Origin of the sequence: Amycolatopsis sp. WQ 127309 (assembly GCF_023023025.1) — a bacterium.
Classification (GTDB): Bacteria; Actinomycetota; Actinomycetes; order Mycobacteriales; family Pseudonocardiaceae; genus Amycolatopsis.
The window spans coordinates 5,931,161-5,949,211 of record NZ_CP095481.1 but is presented as its reverse complement, the minus strand read 5'-3'; the positions used below and the strand labels follow the sequence as shown (position 1 = coordinate 5,949,211).

At 73.7% G+C, this 18,051-nt stretch carries 1 protein-coding gene (running past one end of the window); it reads right to left on the bottom strand.

Annotated elements, in window-relative coordinates; genetic code table 11:
• On the bottom strand, nucleotides 1-18,013 hold the 5' portion of the coding sequence (locus MUY22_RS27905; RefSeq protein ID WP_371827691.1) for a type I polyketide synthase. It extends 29,228 nt beyond the left edge of the window; only the first 18,013 of its 47,241 coding nucleotides appear in the window; the start codon lies at nucleotides 18,011-18,013; its stop codon lies beyond the left edge, outside the window.
• Nucleotides 18,014-18,051: the final 38 nt, after the last annotated feature.

Sequence of the window (18,051 nt, the reverse complement as noted above, 5' to 3'; positions counted from 1 at the left end):
CGAGCCCGCCGGCCATGCTGCCGCCGTCGGCCCACAGGCCCCAGCCCAGCGACGTCGCCGGCTGTCCGGCGACGCGACGGCGCGCGGCCAGGGAGTCGAGGAACACGTTGGCGGCCGCGTAGTTCGCCTGGCCGGCGGCGCCGAACACGCCGGAGGCCGAGGAGAACAGCACGAACGCGGACAGGTCCGTGGTGAGTTCGTGCAGGTTGAGCGCCGCGTCGACCTTCGGCCGCAGCACGGTGTCGACCCGTTCGGGGGTGAGCGTGCCGACGACGCCGTCGTCGAGCACACCGGCGGTGTGCACGACGGCGGTCAGCGGGTGCTCGGCCGGGATCGCCGCGAGGACCGCGGCGAGGGCGTCGCGGTCCGCAGCGTCGCAGGCCGCGAACCGGACTTCGGCGCCCAGTTCGGTGAGTTCCGCCGCGAGGGCGTCCGCGCCTTCGGCGGCGCCGCCGCGACGGCTGAGCAGCAGCAGGTGCTGCGCGCCGTGGTGGGTGACGAGGTGGCGGGTGAACAGCGAGCCGAGCGCGCCGGTACCGCCGGTGACGAGCACCGTGCCGTTGACGTCCATAGTGGACTCTTCGGTCACCGGGAGCGCGGCACGCGCCAGGCGCGGGACGTACGTCTCCCCCGCACGCAGAGCGAGCTGCGGTTCGCCGGTCCCCAGGGCAGCCGCCACGGCTTCGGCTGAGTTGTCGTCGGTGTCCAGCAGGACCAGGCGGTCCGGGTTCTCCGACTGCGCCGACCGGACCAGGCCCCACACGGTGGCGGCGGCCAGGCCGGGGACGTCGTCCTCCGGCCGGACGGCGACCGCTCCGTGGGTGACCAGCACGAGCTTTGCCTCGTCGGTGCCGTCGATCCACTCCTGGACAAGCGCCAGGGCCCGGTGCGCGGCTTCGTGCGCTCCGGCCGCCGAGTCCTCGGCGTCCACGGTGGCCAGTACGAACTCCGGCCGGTTGTCGCCGAGCCGGTCGAGGTGGCCGATCTCGGCCGTTCCGGACGGCTGGACCGGCGTCCACTCCAGGCGGAACATCGACTCGGTCCGGGCGGTGTCGAGCGCGTCGGCCGAGACCGGGCGCAGCACGAGCGAGCCGACCGTCGCGACCGGCCGCCCGGCGGCGTCGAACAGTTCCAGCGAGACGCCGCTGCCGGCCGGGGACAGCTTGGCCCGCAGCGCGGACGCGCCCGAGGCGTGCAGGGTGACGTCGGTCCAGGCGAACGGGATGCCCGTGCCCTCGCCGGTGAGCCGGCCGCTCAGGCCGATCGCGTGCAGCACCGAGTCGAACAGCCCCGGGTGCAGCCCGAACGATTCGTCCACTTCGGACTCAAGGGTGACCTCGGCGTAGACGTCGTCGCCGAGCTGCCACGCGGAACGCAGGCCGCGGAACGCCGGGCCGTAGCCGAAACCGGCTCCGGCGAGGTCGTCGTAGAGCCGTGCCGTCTCCAGTTCTGTTGCCCCGGTCGGTGGCCATTCGGCCAGCTCGGCGGGCGGTGTCGCGACGGCGGTGCCGAGCAGACCGGTGGCGTGCGTCGTCCACGGGTGGCCGAACGTCGTGCCCTCCGGTCGCGAGTGGACGGTCACCTCCCGGCGGCCGTCCGCATCCGGCTCACCCACGGTGACCTGCAGCTGCACACCGCCGTCAGCGGGCAGCACCAGCGGAGCCTGCAGGGTGAGTTCTTCGAGGTGGTCACAGCCGACCTGGTCCCCGGCGCGGACGGCCAGCTCGACCAGGCCGGTGCCGGGCACGAGCACGGTGCCGTGCACGGCGTGGTCGGCCAGCCACGGGTGGGTCAGCGTCGACAGCCTGCTGGTGAACAGCACGCCGTCCCCGCCGGCCAGCGACACGGCCGCGCCGAGCATCGGGTGCCCGGCCGCGTCCAGGCCCAGCCCGGCAGCGGCGCCCCGGCTCGACGCGGTGGGCGTCGGCCAGAAGCGGGTCGGCCAGAAGCGGGTCCGCTGGAAGGCGTAGGTGGGCAGGGTAATCCGGCGCGCGCCGGTGGTCAGCGCGGCCCAGTCGACGTCCGCGCCGTGGGTGTAGGCCGTGGCCAGGGCGGTGAGCAGGGTCCGGCGTTCCGGCCGGTCGCCGCGCAGGACGGCGGTGAACACGGCGGGCTCGTCCAGGCAGTCCTGGCCGAGCGCGGACAGGACGCCGTCCGGGCCCAGTTCGACGAACCTCGTCACGCCCTGGCCGGCCAGGGTCCGCATGCCGTCGACGAACCGGACCGCCTCGCGCACATGCCGCACCCAGTATTCGGCGTCGAACTCGGTCACCAGCTCACCGGTGACGTTCGAGACGATCGGTATAACCGTCTTACCGTAAGACAGAGACTCCGCTATACCGCGGAACTCATCGAGCATCGGGTCCATCAGCGGTGAGTGGAACGCGTGGCTGACGGTCAGCCGCTTGGTTTTGCGGTCCGTGAACTGCGCGGCGACGGCCAGCACTTCAGCCTCGTCGCCGGAGATGACGGTCGAGGTCGGGCCGTTCAGGGCGGCGATGGCCACCCGGTCCGAGAGGTGTGGCGTGATCTCGTCCTCGGTGGCCTGGATCGCCACCATCGCACCGCCGGTCGGCAGCGCCTGCATCAGGCGGCCCCGCGCGGCGACCAGCGTGACGGCGTCGGACAGCGACAGCACGCCCGAGACGTGCGCCGCCGCCAGCTCGCCGATCGAGTGGCCGACCAGGAAGTCCGGCCGAAGGCCCAGGCTCTCCAGCAGCCGGAACAGCGCCACCTCGACCGCGAACAGCGCGGCCTGGGTGTAGGCCGTCTGGTCGAGCAGAGCGGAGTCCTCGAAGACGACCGTCCGGAGTGGACGATCCAGGTGCGTGTCGAACTCGGCGCACACCGCGTCCAGCGCATCCGCGAACACCGGGAACGCCGCGTACAGCTCGCGGCCCATCCCGGCCCGCTGGCTGCCCTGGCCGGTGAACAGGAACGCGGTCGAGCCGTCGGCGACGACGTCGGTCACCAGCTGGGCGGCGGGTTCGCCGCGGCCCAGCGCGCCGAGGGCGGCGAGCAGTTCGGCCCGGTCCCCGGTCAGCACCGCGCGGTGCTCGTGCCGGGCGCGGGACGTGGCGAGCGAGAACGCGACGTCGGCCGGCTCCCAGTCCACGCCGTCGAGCTGCGCGTGGAGGCGGATCGCCTGGTCACGCAGGGCGTCGGCGTCGCGGGCGGAGAGCACCCACGGTGCCGGTTCCCCGGCGGGCACCCGCTCCGCCTCGACGACCTCGGGCGCCTGCTCGAGAACGACGTGGGCGTTCGTGCCGCTCATGCCGAACGACGACACCGCGGCGCGTCGCGGCCGGTCCACCGCCGGCCATGCGCGCGAATCCGTCAGCAGCTCGACCGCGCCCGACGCCCAGTCCACCTTGGACGACGGCGCGTCGACGTGCAGCGTCTTCGGCAGCAGCCCGTGCTGCATCGCCTGGACCATCTTGATGATTCCGCCGACACCGGCCGCGGCCTGGGTGTGGCCGATGTTGGACTTGAGCGAGCCCAGCAACAGCGGCTCGGTCCGCCCTTGACCGTAGGTGGCCAGCAGCGCCTGCGCTTCGATCGGGTCACCCAGCGTCGTGCCGGTGCCGTGACCTTCGACCGCATCGACGTCCGAAGTGGACAGACCGGCACTGGTCAGCGCCTGCCGGATCACGCGTTGCTGCGCGGGCCCGTTGGGCGCGGTGAGACCGTTGGACGCGCCGTCCTGGTTGATCGCGCTTCCGCGCACGATCGCCAGGACCGGGTGGCCGTTGCGCTGGGCGTCGGACAGCCGCTCCAGCAGGAGCATGCCGACGCCTTCACCCCAGCCGGTGCCGTCGGCGGCCTCGGCGAACGGCTTGCACCGGCCGTCCTCGGCCAGCCCGCGCTGACGGGAGAACTCGATGAACGCGTTTGGTGTCGACATGACGACCACACCGCCCGCCAGGGCGAGCGAGCACTCGCCCGCCCGCAGGGCCTGCGCCGCGAGGTGCAGCGCGACCAGCGACGACGAGCACGCCGTGTCCACCGTGACCGCCGGGCCTTCGAGCCCGAAGGTGTAGGACAGCCGGCCGGACACGACCGCGGCGGCGTTGCCGGTGGCCAGGTGCCCTTCGAGGCCGGGCTGTCCGGTCAGCAGCGTGCCGTAGTCCTGCAGGTTTGTCCCGGCGAAGACGCCGGTCCGGCTGCCGCGCACCGCGTGCGGGTCGATGCCGGCCCGTTCGAAGGCCTCCCAGGTCGTCTCGAGCAGCAGCCGCTGCTGCGGGTCCATGGCGAGCGCTTCACGCGGGCTGATCCCGAAGAACGCCGCGTCGAAGCGGTCGACGCCGTCGAGGAAGCCGCCGGTGCGGGCGTAGCTGGTGCCGGTGTTGTCCGGGTCCGGGTCGAACAGCGCGCCCAGGTCCCAGCCGCGGTCGGCCGGGAAGTCCGCGATCGCGTCGACGCCGTCGGCGACGAGGCGCCACAGCTCCTCCGGCGACCGGACGCCACCGGGATACCGGCAGCTCATGGCCACGATAGCGATCGGGTCGTCCGCCACAGTGCGCATGTCGGACACGACGTCGGCGCCGGCGGTTTCCTGGCCACCGGTGAGTTCGGTGCGCAGGTGCCCGGCCAGGACGGTCGCGTTCGGGTAGTCGAACACCAGCGTCGCGGGCAGCCGGATGCCGGTCGCCGCGGTGAGCCGGTTGCGCAGCTCGACGGCGGTCAGCGAGTCGAACCCGAGTTCCTTGAACGCGCGGCCGGGCACGACCGCGTCGGTGCCGATGTGGCCGAGCACCGCGGCGGCCTCGGTCCGGACCAGGTCGACGAGCAGGCGGTCCCGCTCGGCCTCGCCCTGCCCGGCCAGCCGGCCGGCCAGCTCGGAGACATCGGCGGACGACGTGTCCACGGTGGATTCCGCGAGCACACGGCGCACCTCGGGCACGCCGTCCAGCAGCGGCCGCGGCCGGGCCGCGGTGAACGCCGGGGCGAACTTGGCCCAGTCGACGTCGGCGACCACGACCGCGGTCTCGTCCGCACCGACCGCACGGCCGAGGGCGGCGATCGCCGAGGCCGGCGCGAGAGGCTCGAGGCCGCGGCGGCGCAGCTGGTCGATCGCGTCGCCGCGGGCGGCCATGCCACCACCGGCCCACGGGCCCCACGCCACGGCGGTGGCGGCGAGCCCACGCGCCCGCCGAGCCTGGGCGAGGGCGTCGAGGTAGGCGTTCGCCGCCGCGTAGGCGGCCTGCCCACCCGAGCCCCAGATGCCCGAGATCGACGAGAAGAGCACAAAGGCGTCCAGTTCGGACGTTCCGAGCACGGCGTCCAGGTTGGCGGCGCCGGTCACCTTGGCGGACAGCACCTCGGCGAACCCGGCGACGTCCACAGTGTCCAGTGGTGTCGCCCATTCGACGCCGGCCGCGTGCACGACGGCGTCGACCGGGTACTCGGCGACGAGCGCGGCCAGGGCGTCACGATCGGTGACGTCCAGCGCGGCGACCACGACGTCCACACCGGACTCGGCGAGTTCGTCGCGCAGTGCTTCAGCGCCCGGTGCGGCGAGTCCGGAACGGCTGGTCAGCACCAGCCGTTCCGCGCCACCCGCGGCCGCCCAGCGGGCGACCTCGGCACCCAGTGCGCCGGTGCCTCCGGTGATGAGCACGGTGCCGCGCGGGGTCCACGACGTGACGCCGGCCGGCAGCGGTGCGGGCACGAGCCGGCGCACGTAGACGCCGGAGCCGCGGACCGCGACCTGGTCTTCGGTGCCGGCCAGCGCGCCGGCGACCCGGGCGAGCGCCCGGTCGTCCAGCTCGGCCGGCAGGTCGAGCAGGCCGCCCCAGCGGTGCGGCAGCTCCAGGCCGGCGACCTGGCCGATGGCCCAGACGAGCGCCTGGGACGCCGAGCCGAGGACGTCGGCGCGGCCGGTCGAGACCGCGCCGCGCGTCACCATCCACAAGGGAGCGTCGATGCCGGCCTCGCCGAGCGCGCGGACCAGCGTGAGGTTCGCGGCGGCGCCGAGCGTGACGCCCGGGTGCTCGGGGTGCGGCTCGTCGTCGGTGCCGAGCAGCGAGACAACGCCGTCGAAAGCGATTTCCTCGGGGATCTCGCCGTCGGTGACGACGACGTCGGCCCCGGCGCGGGTGAGCGCCCCGCACAGCGGGTGCTCCGCGTCGCCGACGACCAGCCACGTGCCGCGCAGCACGGGCGCCGCGAGGTCGGTCACCGGCTGCCAGGCGACGCGGTAGCGCCATCCGTCCACAACGGACTCGGCGCGCTGTTGCCGGTGCCACGCGGAGAGCGCGGGCAGCACGGTGCTGAGCGGCTGGTCACCATCCAGGGCGAGGGTGCCGGTCACGGCGGCGAAGTCGGCGTTCTCGACCGCCGTCCAGAACTCGGCTTCGGCCGGGCTCGCCGACGTCGTCGTGACGACGGCGGCCGGCTGCTCCGGCCAGTAGCGCCGTCGCTGGAAGGCATACGTCGGCAGTGTGACGCGCCGCGTCGGGACGCCTGCGAACACCGAGGCCCAGTCGACGTCGGCGCCGTGGATGTGGACCTCGGTCAGCGCGGTCAGCACCGACGCAGTCTCGGCGCGACCGCCGCGCAGGGTCGCGGTGAAGTCGCCGGTCACGCAGTCCTGGCCCGCCGCGGTCAGCACGCCCTCGGGGCCGAGTTCGAGGAACGTCGTCACGCCGCGGGTGGCGAGTGTGCGCATCGCGTCGAGGAATCGGACCGTGCCGCGGACCTGGTTCACCCAGTAACCCGGGTCGGTCAGGCCGGTCGCCAGCTCACCGGACACAGTGGACACGACGGGGATGCGCGGCGCGTGGAACGTCACGGTTTCCGCCACCGCGCGGAAGTCGTCGAGCATGGCGTCCATGCGGGGGGAATGGAACGCGTGGCTCACGGTGAGCCGCTTGGTCTTGCGGCCTTCGAACCGCGCCACGAGGGCCAGGACGGCGTCCTCGTCGCCGGAAACGACTGTCGAGCCAGGGCCGTTCAGGGCCGCGATGCTGACCGCGTCCGACAGGAACGGCGTGATCTCGTCCTCGGTCGCCTGGATCGCGACCATGGCCCCGCCGGTCGGCAGTGCCTGCATGAGACGGCCGCGAGCCGAGACCAGCTTCACCGCGTCGGCCAGCGAGAACACACCCGCGACGTGGGCCGCGGCCAGCTCGCCGATGGAGTGCCCGGCGAGGAAGTCCGGCCGCACGCCCCAGGACTCGAAGAGCCGGAACAACGCCACTTCCAGCGCGAACAGGTTCGCCTGGGCGTACTGCGTCTGGTCGAGGTCGCCGCCATCGAGGTCGAAGTCGAACTCAGCGCGGATCTCGTCGAACGCGGCCGCGAACACCGGGTAGGTCTCGTGCAGCTCCCGGCCCATACCGAACCGCTGGCTGCCCTGTCCGGTGAACAGGAACGCGAGGCCACCGCCGGTCGCGGTGCCGTGGGCGCCCTCGCCCCGGGCGACGGCGGCGAGCCCGGCCAGCAGGTCCTCCCGGCTCGTCGCCAGGAATCCGGCGCGGTGCTCCAGCGCGGAACGGGTGACGGCGAGCGCGGCAGCGGCTTCGGCCGGCTCGAATTCGTCGAAGTGCGCGGCCAACCGACGCGCCTGGGCGCGGAGACCGTCTTCGTCCGCACCGGACACCACCACCGGCACGAGAGTGGGCAGCGTTTCCGCGGCGGGTTCCGGCGTGGTTTCAGGGGCCTGCTCGATGATCGTGTGCGCGTTGGTGCCGCTGAACCCGAACGACGAGACGCCGGCGCGGCGCGGGCGGCCGGTCTCCGGCCAGGCCGTGGCCTCGGTGAGCAGCCGGACGGTGCCGGCCGACCAGTCGACGTGCGGGGTCGGCTCGTCGACGTGCAAGGTCGCGGGCAGCACGCCGTGGCGCATCGCCTCGACCATCTTGATGATCCCGCCGACACCCGCGGCGGCCTGCGTGTGGCCGATGTTCGACTTGACCGAGCCCAGCCACAGCGGCGTCTCGCGGTCGGTGCCGTAGGTGGCGATCAGCGCCTGCGCTTCGATCGGGTCGCCCAGGGTCGTGCCGGTACCGTGCGCCTCGACGGCGTCGACGTCCGAAGTGGACAGTCCGGCGTTGGCGAGGGCCTGGCGGATGACGCGCTGCTGGGCCGGACCGCTGGGGGCGGTGATGCCGTTGGACGCGCCGTCCTGGTTGATCGCGCTGCCGCGCACCACGGCCAGCACCTGGTGACCGTGGCGCTGGGCGTCGGAAAGCCTTTCCAGCAGGAGCATGCCGGCGCCTTCGCCCCAGCCCGTGCCGTCGGCCGCGGCGGCGAACGCCTTGACCCGGCCGTCCTCGGCGAGGCCGCGCTGACGCGAGAACTCGACGAACGTGGTGGGCGTCGCCATCACGGCGACACCGCCGGCGAGGGCCAGCGAGCACTCACCCGAACGCAGCGACTGCGCGGCGAGGTGCAGTGCGACCAGCGAAGACGAGCACGCGGTGTCCACCGTGACCGCCGGGCCGGTGAAGCCGAAGGTGTAGGACAGCCGGCCGGAGACCACGCTGCCCGCGTTCCCGGTGGCCAGGTAGCCCTCGACGTCCTCGCCGGAGCTCTGCAGCAGCGTGGCGTAGTCCTGGCTGTTGGTCCCGGCGAACACGCCGATTTCCTGGCCGCGCAACGACTTCGGGTCGATTCCGGCCCGCTCGAAAGCCTCCCACGACGTCTCCAGCAGCAACCGCTGCTGCGGGTCCATGCCCAGCGCCTCGCGCGGCGAGATGCCGAAGAACCCGGCGTCGAAGTCGGCGACGTCGTAGAGGAACGCACCGTGCCGTGCGGCGGACGCGCCCAGGCCGTCGCCGAACAGCGCGTCGAAGTCCCAGCCGCGGTCGCCGGGCAGTTCGGAGACGGCGTCGCGGCCGTCGACGATCATCCGCCAGAGGTCCTCGGGCGAGTGGATGCCGCCGGGGTACCGGCAGCTCATCGCGACGATGGCGATCGGGTCGTCGTCCTCGGCCGCGTGCGCCCGGACGACCGCCCCGGCGGTCTCGCCGGCCAGCTCCGCACACAGGTGCCCGGCCAGCGCGGCGGGCGTCGGGTGGTCGTAGACGAGGGTCGAGGGCAGGGTCAGGCCGGTGGCCGCGGTGAGGCGGTTGCGCAGCTCGACCGCGGTGAGCGAGTCGAAACCGAGCTCGGTGAACGCCTTGTTCTCGGGGACGTCGGCGATCCCGGCGTGCCCGAGCACGGCTGCGACGCCGCCGCGGACGAAGTCGACGACCAGCAGCCGCCGCTCGGTTTCGGGCAGTCCGGCGATCCGCTCGGCGAGCGACTCGGGCTGGGTGTCGTCCACTGTGGACTTCAGCGCGCGGACCTCCGGGAGGTCGCCGATGAGCGGGCTCGGCCGCGCGGCGGTGAAGCCCGGCGCGAACTTCGCCCAGTCGACGTCGACGACGCAGACCGTCGCCGCGTCCGAGGTGACCGCACGGTCCAAAGCGGACAGTGCCAGCTCCGGATCCATCTGCGGCACACCGGTGCGCCGCAGGCGTTCGGCGACGCCGTCGTCGGTGGCCATGCCGCTGCCCGCCCAGGCACCCCAGGCGATGGACGTCGCGGGCAGGCCGTCGGCGCGACGGCGTTCGGCGAGGGCGTCGAGCCCGGCGTTGGCCGCGGCGTAGTTGCCCTGGCCGGGCGCGCCGAACACCCCAGAAGTCGAGGAGAACAGCACGAACGCGGTGACGGGCCGGTCGCGGGTGAGCGCGTCGAGGTGCCCGGCGGCGGTGACCTTGGCCCGCGCGACCGTGGCGAACCGGTCGGCGTCGAGCGAGTCGACGACGCCGTCGTCGAGCACCCCCGCGGTGTGGACCACGGTGGTGAGCGGGTGCTCGGCCGGGATGGCGGCGACGACCTCGGTGAGGGCGTCGCGGTCGGCCGCGTCGCAGGCGGCGATGCTGACGGAGACGCCGAGCGCGGTGAGTTCGTCGCGCAGGTCGGCCGCGCCGGGCGCGTCGAGGCCGCGGCGGCTGGTCAGGACGAGGTGGTCGATGCCGCGGCCGGCCAGGTGGCGGGCCACGCGGGCGCCGAGCGCGCCGGTGCCGCCGGTGATCAGCGCGGTGCCGGTGGGCTGCCAGTCGGCGGCCGGGGCGCCGGTCGCGCGGACGATCCGGTGGCCGAAGACGCCGTGGTCCCGGACCGCGAGCTGGTCTTCGTCGTGGCCGCCGGCCAGCGCCGCGGCCAGCCGGGTGCCGGTCCGCGCGTCGAGCCGTCCGGGCAGGTCGAGCAGGCCGGCCCAGCGCTGCGGCTGTTCCAGCGCGGCGACCCGGCCGAGGCCCCAGACCTGGGCCTGGTCGGCGCTGCGCAGGGCTTCGCCGCAGGTGACGGCCCCGGACGTGCCGGTCCAGAGCCGCAGCTCGGTGCCCGCCTCGGCAAGCGCCCGGAGAGTCACGACCGTGTCCGGCAGACCGGCGTCGCCCAGGGGCAGCAGGGAAAGCACGCCCGCGGCTGGTGCTTCGGCGAGCGCGACGCGGATCTGTGTGGCCAGGGTGTCGCGGTCGGTCACCACGATCTTGCGCACGGTCGCGCCGTTCGTGGTCAACGCGGTCGCGACGTCGTCGACCAGGTCGAGCGCGGTTTCGGGGGTGAGCAGCAGCCAGTCACCGGTGAGACGGCCGTCGAGGTTCAGCGGGGCCCAGTCGGTGCCGTACCGCCAGTTGTCCACTGTGGACGCCGCGAGGCGGCGACGGCGCCAGCCGGCCAGCGACGGGACGAGGTCGGTCAGGGCGTCGGCGGGCAGGTCCAGGGTGTCCGAGACGGTGTCGAGGTCACCCGATTCGATCGCGGCCCAGAAGCCGGCCTCGATCGGGTCGACGGCCGGTTCGACCGCGCGCTCGCGCGGCCAGAAGCGCCGGTGCTGGAACGGATAGGTGGGCAGCTCGACGCGGGTGCCGGCGCCGCCGAGGACGGCGTCCCAGCTCACCGGCACGCCGCGGACGTACGCCTGGGCCAGCGCCGCGACGGCGGCCTGCGGCTCGGGACGGCCCCGGCGAGTGGCCGCGGCGAAGACGCCGCCGGCCACGCAGTCCTGGGCCATCGCCGACAGCACGCCTTCCGGGCCCAGCTCGACGTAAGTCGTGACACCGGCGGCTTCGAGGGTCCGCATCCCGTCGAGGAAACGCACCGCGTCGCGGACGTGCCGGACCCAGTACTCGGCGTCGAACTCGGTGATCAGTTCACCGGTGACGTTCGAGACGATCGGGACAACCGGCACACCGTAAGTCAGCGACTCGGCGACACCGCGGAACTCGTCCAGCATCGGGTCCATCAGGGGCGAGTGAAACGCGTGGCTCACGACCAGCCGCTTGGTCTTGCGGTCCGCGAACTGCGCCGCGACGGCCAGCACCTCGGACTCGTCACCCGAGATGACGGTCGACGTCGGACCGTTCAGGGCGGCGATGGCCACCCGGCCCGACAGGTGTGGCGCGACCTCCGCCTCGGTCGCCTGGATCGCGACCATCGCACCGCCGGTCGGCAGCGCCTGCATGAGACGGCCGCGCGCCGCGACCAGCTTGACGGCGTCGGCGAGCGACAGCACCTCCGCGACGTGCGCGGCCGCCAGCTCGCCGATGGAGTGGCCGACCAGGTGATCGGGCGTCACGCCCCAGTGCTCGAAGAGCCGGTACAGCGCGACTTCCAGCGCGAACAGCGCCGCTTGGGTGTAGCTCGTCTGGTCGAGCAGGGCCGCGTCGGGCGAACCGGCGTCGGCGAACATGACCATCCGCAGGGGCCGGTCCAGGTGTGCCTCGAACCCGGCGCAGATCTCGTCCAAGGCGTCGGCGAAGACGCTGAACGCGTCGTACAGCTCGCGTCCCATCCCGGCGCGCTGGCTGCCCTGTCCGCTGAACAGGAACGCCGATCCGCCGGTCGCGGCGGTGCCGGAGACACCGGCCCCGGCGGCCAGCGCAGCCAGGCCTTCCAGGAGTTCGGCCCGGTCCGCACCGGCGGCCACTCCGCGGTGCTCGAACCGCGCCCGTGTGGTCAGCGACGCGGCGACGTCCGCCGGTGCGACGTCCGGGTGTTCGGTCAGGTGCGTGTGCAGGCGTCCGGCCAGCGCGTATAGGGCGTCCTCGGTCTTGGCCGAGAGGGTGAGTGGCACGATCGCCGGCGCCGTGGCGTCCTCGGCGGGCTCCGGTTCGTCGGCCTGCTCGAGGATGACGTGCGCGTTCGTCCCGCTGATGCCGAACGACGACACACCCGCGCGGCGCGGCCGGCCGGTCTCCGGCCACGGCGTGGCCTCGGTGAGCAGCGCGACCGTGCCGTCGCTCCAGTCGATGTGCGGTGACGGCTCGTCGGCGTGCAGGGTCTGCGGGAGCAGGCCGTGGCGCATCGCCAGGACCATCTTGATCACGCCGGCGACACCCGCGGCGGCCTGCGTGTGCCCGATGTTGGACTTGATCGAGCCGAGCCACAGCGGGTCACCCGTGCGGTCGGCGCCGTAGGTGGCGATCAGGGCCTGCGCCTCGATCGGGTCACCCAGTGAGGTGCCCGTGCCGTGCGCCTCGACGGCGTCGACGTCCGAAGTGGACAGTCCGGCCGAGGTCAGCGCCTGGCGGATGACGCGCTGCTGGGACGGGCCGTTGGGCGCGGTGAGGCCGTTGGACGCGCCGTCCTGGTTGACGGCGCTGCCGCGGACCACGGCGAGCACCGGGTGGCCGTGGCGGCGGGCGTCCGACAGCCGCTCCAGCACGAGCATGCCGATGCCCTCACCGGAACCGAACCCGTCGGCGGCCGCACCGAACGCCTTGCAGCGGCCGTCGGCGGCCAGGCCGCGCTGCCGGCTGAACTCGACCAGCATCTCCGGCGTCGACATCACCACGACGCCACCGGTGAGCGCCATCTCGCACTCGCCGTTGCGCAGCGCCTGCGCGGCGAGGTGCAGAGCGACCAAAGAGGACGAACAGGCGGTGTCCACAGTGACCGCGGGGCCTTCGAGCCCCAGTGTGTAGGAGATCCGGCCCGACGCGACGCTCGCGGTGTTGCCGGTGCCGAAGTAGCCCTCGACGTCCTCATCGGACGCGTGCAGCCGGGTGCCGTAGTCGTGGTAGGTCAGGCCGACGAACACACCCGACCGGCTGCCCCGCAGCGTCGCGGGGTCGATGCCCGCACGCTCGACCGCTTCCCAGGACGTCTCCAGCAGCAGCCGCTGCTGCGGGTCCATCGCCATCGCCTCGCGCGGGCTGATCCCGAAGAACGCGGGGTCGAAGTCGGCGGCGCCGTCGAGGAAACCGCCTTCGCGGACGTAGCTGGTGCCGGCCGCGTCCGGGTCGGCGTCGTACAAGGCGGCCAGGTCCCAGCCGCGGTCGGCCGGGAACGGCCCGATGGCGTCGCCGCCACCGGAGACCAGGTTCCACAGGTCGTCCGGGTTGCGGACGCCGCCGGGGAACCGGCAGCTCATCGCCACGATGGCGATCGGCTCGTCGGTCGCGGTGGCCACGGCCACTTCGGTCGTCGGAGCGGGTGCGGCACCGGCCAGTTCGCCGCGGATGTGACGGGCCAGCACGTCGGCCGTCGGGTAGTCGAACACCAGCGTCGCGGGCAGCTTCAACCCGGTGGCCGCGGTCATCCGGTTGCGGAAGTCGACCGCGGTCAGCGAGTCGAACCCGAGGTCGCGGAAGGCCAGCCCGGCGTCGATCGCGTCGGCGGACGCGTGCCCGAGCACCCCGGCCGCCTGGCCGAGCACGACCTCGAGCACGGCCGTGTGCTGGTCCTTTTCGGACAGCCCGGCGAGGCGCGCGGCCAGCCCGGTCGGGGCCTCGGCCGCGGCGGCCGGCTTGGCGGCCAGTATCGCGGCCGCTTCCGGGATCTCGCTGATCAGCGGCCGGGCGCGGCCGGCGCTGAACGCGGGCACGAACTTGTCCCAGTCGATGTTCGCGATCGCCAGGAACGTGTCGTCGTGGTCCAGCGCCTGCTGGACCGCGCCGATCGCGACGTCCGGCGCCATGTCGGCGCTGCCGCGGCGGCGCAAGACCTCTTCGACGACGCCCTCGGCCATGCCGCCGCCGGACCAGTGACCCCAGGCGAGCGACGTCGCGGGCAGGCCGAGCGCGCGCCGCTGCTCGGCGAGCGCGTCGAGGAAAGCGTTACCCGGCGCGTAGTTGCCTTGGCCGGCCAGACCGAACGTGCCGGCGAAGGAGGAGAACAGGACGAACGCGGACAGGTCGAGGTCGCGGGTCAGCTCGTCGAGGTTGACCGCGGCGGTGACCTTGACGCGCAGGGTGCGCTCGTACTGCTCGACGGTCAGCTCGTCGAGGATGTTGTCGTCGAGCACGGCCGCGGTGTGCACCACCGCACTGAGGTCGGGCACGGACGCGATCAGGGCCGCCAGCGCGTCGCGGTCGGCGACGTCGCACGCCGCGGTGGTGACGCGGGCGCCGAGCGCGACGAGCTCCGTCTGCAGCTCGGGCGCGCCCGGGGCGTCGAGGCCCCGGCGGCTGGTCAGCAGGATGTGCTCGGCGCCGGCCCCGGCGAGCCAGCGGGCGACGTGCCCGCCGAGCGCCCCGGTGCCGCCGGTGACCAGCACTGTTCCTTCGGGACGCCACTGCCGCGTGGCCGGCGGCCGGGCGTGGCTCGGGTCGCGGACGAGCCGGCGCGCGAACGCCCCGGCCGCGCGCAACGCGACCTGGTCCTCGCCCTCGCTCGCGGCGAGCACGCCGGCGAGGCCGCGCAGGTCGGTGGCGCCGGCCAGGTCGGCGAGGCCGCCCCAGCGCTGGGGGTGCTCCTGGGCGACGACGCGGCCGAGGCCCCACAGCAGGGCCTGGTGCGGGTGCGTCAGCGCGTCCGCCGGGTCGACCGAGACCGCGCCGTTCGTGGTGATCCACAGTGGAGCGTCGATCCCGGCGTCGCCGAGGGCCTGGACGAGGGTCAGCGTGCCGGCCACGAACGCGGGCACCGCGGGGTACTCGGGGTGCGGCCGGTCGTCGGCCGCGAGGAAGGAGAGGACACCGGACGGCACGGCGTCCGGGCAGGCGTCGCGCAGCAGGTCGGCCAGCGTGGCGCGGTCGATCGTGGCGGCGTCGACGACCACCGGCACGACCGTGACGCCGTCGAGCGCGGGGGTTTCACCGGTGGCCGGGACGATGGCGAGCCAAATTCCGTCCGGCGTGATTCTGTTCTCCGGCAACGGCTTCCAAGTGACGCGGTAACGCCACGAGTCCAGTTCGGACCGCTCCTGCTCCTGGCGTCGCCAAGACGACAAGGCGGGCAGAAGTGCCCCGACAGCGCCGTCGTCCACGGCGAGGGTCCGCGCGAGCCCGTCGATGTCGCCGGAGTCCACCGCGGACCAGAACCGGGCCTCGGGTTCGGAGACGGTGACCGGCCCGACGGCGTCCGGGTCCTCCTCCAGCCAGAACCGCTCACGCTGGAACGGGTAGGTGGGCAGGTCGTGCTCCGGCGCGGGCACCACGCCGAACGTCTGCGCCCAGTCGGGCGTTGCGCCGTGCATGTGCGCTTGGGTCAGCGCGCCGAGGAACTGGTCCGCGCCGCCTTCGTTGCGGCGCAACGTCCCGACGGCCGCCACGTCCACAGTGGAGTCGTCCGCCGTGTCCTGGACGCCGACGGTGAGCACCGGGTGCGGGCTGCACTCGACGAACACGGAGTGGCCGCGCGCGAGGAGTTCCCGGGTGACCGGTTCGAACCGGACGGTGTTGCGGAGGTTCTCGTACCAGTACCGGGCGTCGAGACCGGTGGTGTCGATCGGCTCGCCGGTCACCGTCGAGTAGAACGGCACGTCGGCTTGACGCGGCCGGATCGGCGCGAGCAGGTCGAGGAGTTCGGTTTCCAGGGACTCGACGTGCGCAGAGTGCGACGCGTAGTCGACCGGGATCTTCTTGGCCCGGACGTCCCGCTCGGCGCAGTGCACGACCAGTTCGTCCACCGCGCCCGCGTCGCCGGAGACGACGGTGGAGCGCGGGCCGTTGACCGCGGCCACCGACAGGCGCCCGTCCCAGGCCGCGACCAGCTCGACGACGGCGTCGTGCCCGAGCGGCACCGACACCATGCCGCCCCGGCCGGCCAGCGCGAGGATCGCCTTGCTGCGCAGCGCGACGACGAGGGCACCATCCTCAAGGGACAGTCCACCGGAGACGACCGCGGCCGCGATCTCACCCTGCGAGTGACCGACGACGGCCGACGGCTCGACGCCGTGCGCGCGCCACAGCGCGGCCAGCGAGACCATAACCGCCCACAGCACCGGCTGGACGACGTCCACCCGGTCGAACCCGGGCGCGCCTTCGACGCCCCGGAGGACGTCGAGCAGCGACCAGTCCACATGGGACGCCAGTGCCGCCGCGCATTCCTCGATCCGCGCCGCGAACACCGGCGACGCGTCGATCAGCTCGACGGCCATGCCGACCCACTGCGAGCCCTGGCCGGGGAAGACGAAGACGGACTTGACGTCACCGCGCGCGGTTCCGGTGCCGAGCTCGCCGCGAGCGAGCGCGTCGAGTGCGGTAAGCGCTTCCTGGTGATCAGCCGCCAGGAACGCGGACCGGTGCTCCAGCGCCGCCCGCGACACCGCGAGCGCCCGGCCCACCGACGTCAGGTCGGCGTCCGGGTAGCGGGTCAGGTAGGTGCGCAGCTGCGCGGCCTGCTCGGCCAGCGCGGCGGGCGTGCGGCCGGACAGCACCAGCGGGACGGCGCCGCCGACCAGGCCCGGCTCGCCCGGCACCGGAACGGCGTCGGGCGCCTGCTCCAGGATGATGTGCGCGTTCGTGCCGCTGACACCGAACGCGGAGACCGCGCCGCGGCGGGCGCGTCCGGTCTCCGGCCACGGCGTCCGCTCGGTGAGCAGCGACACCGCGCCCGCGTTCCAGTCCACATGGGACGACGGCTGGTCGACGTGCAGCGTCTGCGGGAGCACGCCGTGTTCGAGGGCCTTGACCATCTTGATCACGCCGGCCACGCCGGCGGCGGCCTGGGTGTGGCCGATGTTCGACTTCACCGAGCCGAGCCACAGCGGGTCGCCCGGCCGGTCCTGGCCGTAGGTGGCCAGCAGCGCCTGCGCTTCGATCGGGTCGCCGAGCACCGTGCCGGTGCCGTGCGCCTCGACGGTGTCTACATCGGACGGACGCAGTTTCGCGTTGCCCAGCGCCTGGCGGATCACGCGCTGCTGCGACGGGCCGTTGGGCGCGGTCAGGCCGTTGGAGGCGCCGTCCTGGTTGATCGCGCTGCCGCGGATCACCGCGAGCACGGGGTGGCCGAGCCGCTGGGCGTCGGAGAGCCGCTCGACGAGCAGCATGCCGACGCCTTCGCCCCAGCCGGTGCCGTCGGCGCCCTCGGCGAACGCCTTGCAGCGGCCGTCCGGGGAAAGGCCGCGCTGGCGGGAGAACTCGACGAACGCCCGGGGCGTCGACATCACCGTGACACCGCCGGCCAGCGCCAGCGAGCACTCGCCGGTGCGCAGCGCCTGGACCGCGAGGTGCAGCGCCACCAGCGACGCCGAGCACGCGGTGTCGATCGTCATGGCCGGGCCCTCGAGCCCGAAGCTGTAGGCGAGCCGGCCGGAGACCACCGCGGCCGAGTTGCCGGTGGCCAGGTAGCCCTCGATCTCGTCGGCGACGTTGTCCACGACACCCTGGTAGTCCTGGCCGTTGGTGCCCACGAAGACCCCGGCCCGGCTGCCGCGCACGCTGTCCGGATCGACCCCGGCGCGCTCGAACGCTTCCCACGAAAGCTCGAGCAGCAGCCGCTGCTGCGGGTCCATCGCCACGGCTTCCCGCGGCGACACCCCGAAGAACCCGGCGTCGAAGCGGTCCGCGCCGGAGATGAACCCGCCCTCGCGGACGTAGCAGGTGCCCGCGTGGTCGGGATCCGGGTGGTACAGCCCGGGCAGGTCCCAGCCGCGGTCGGCCGGGAAGCCGCCGATCGCGTCGCCGCCGGCGGCCAGCAGGTCCCACAGGTCTTCGGGGCTGCGGACGCCGCCGGGGAACCGGCAGCTCATCCCGACGATCGCGATCGGCTCCCTGGCCTTCTCATCGGCCTGCCGCAAGCGGTCCTGCGCCTCTTGCAGGTCACGGGTGACCCGCTTGAGGTATTCGCGCAGCTTCTGCTCGTTCGCCATGTTCAGTCCTGTCGCAGTTC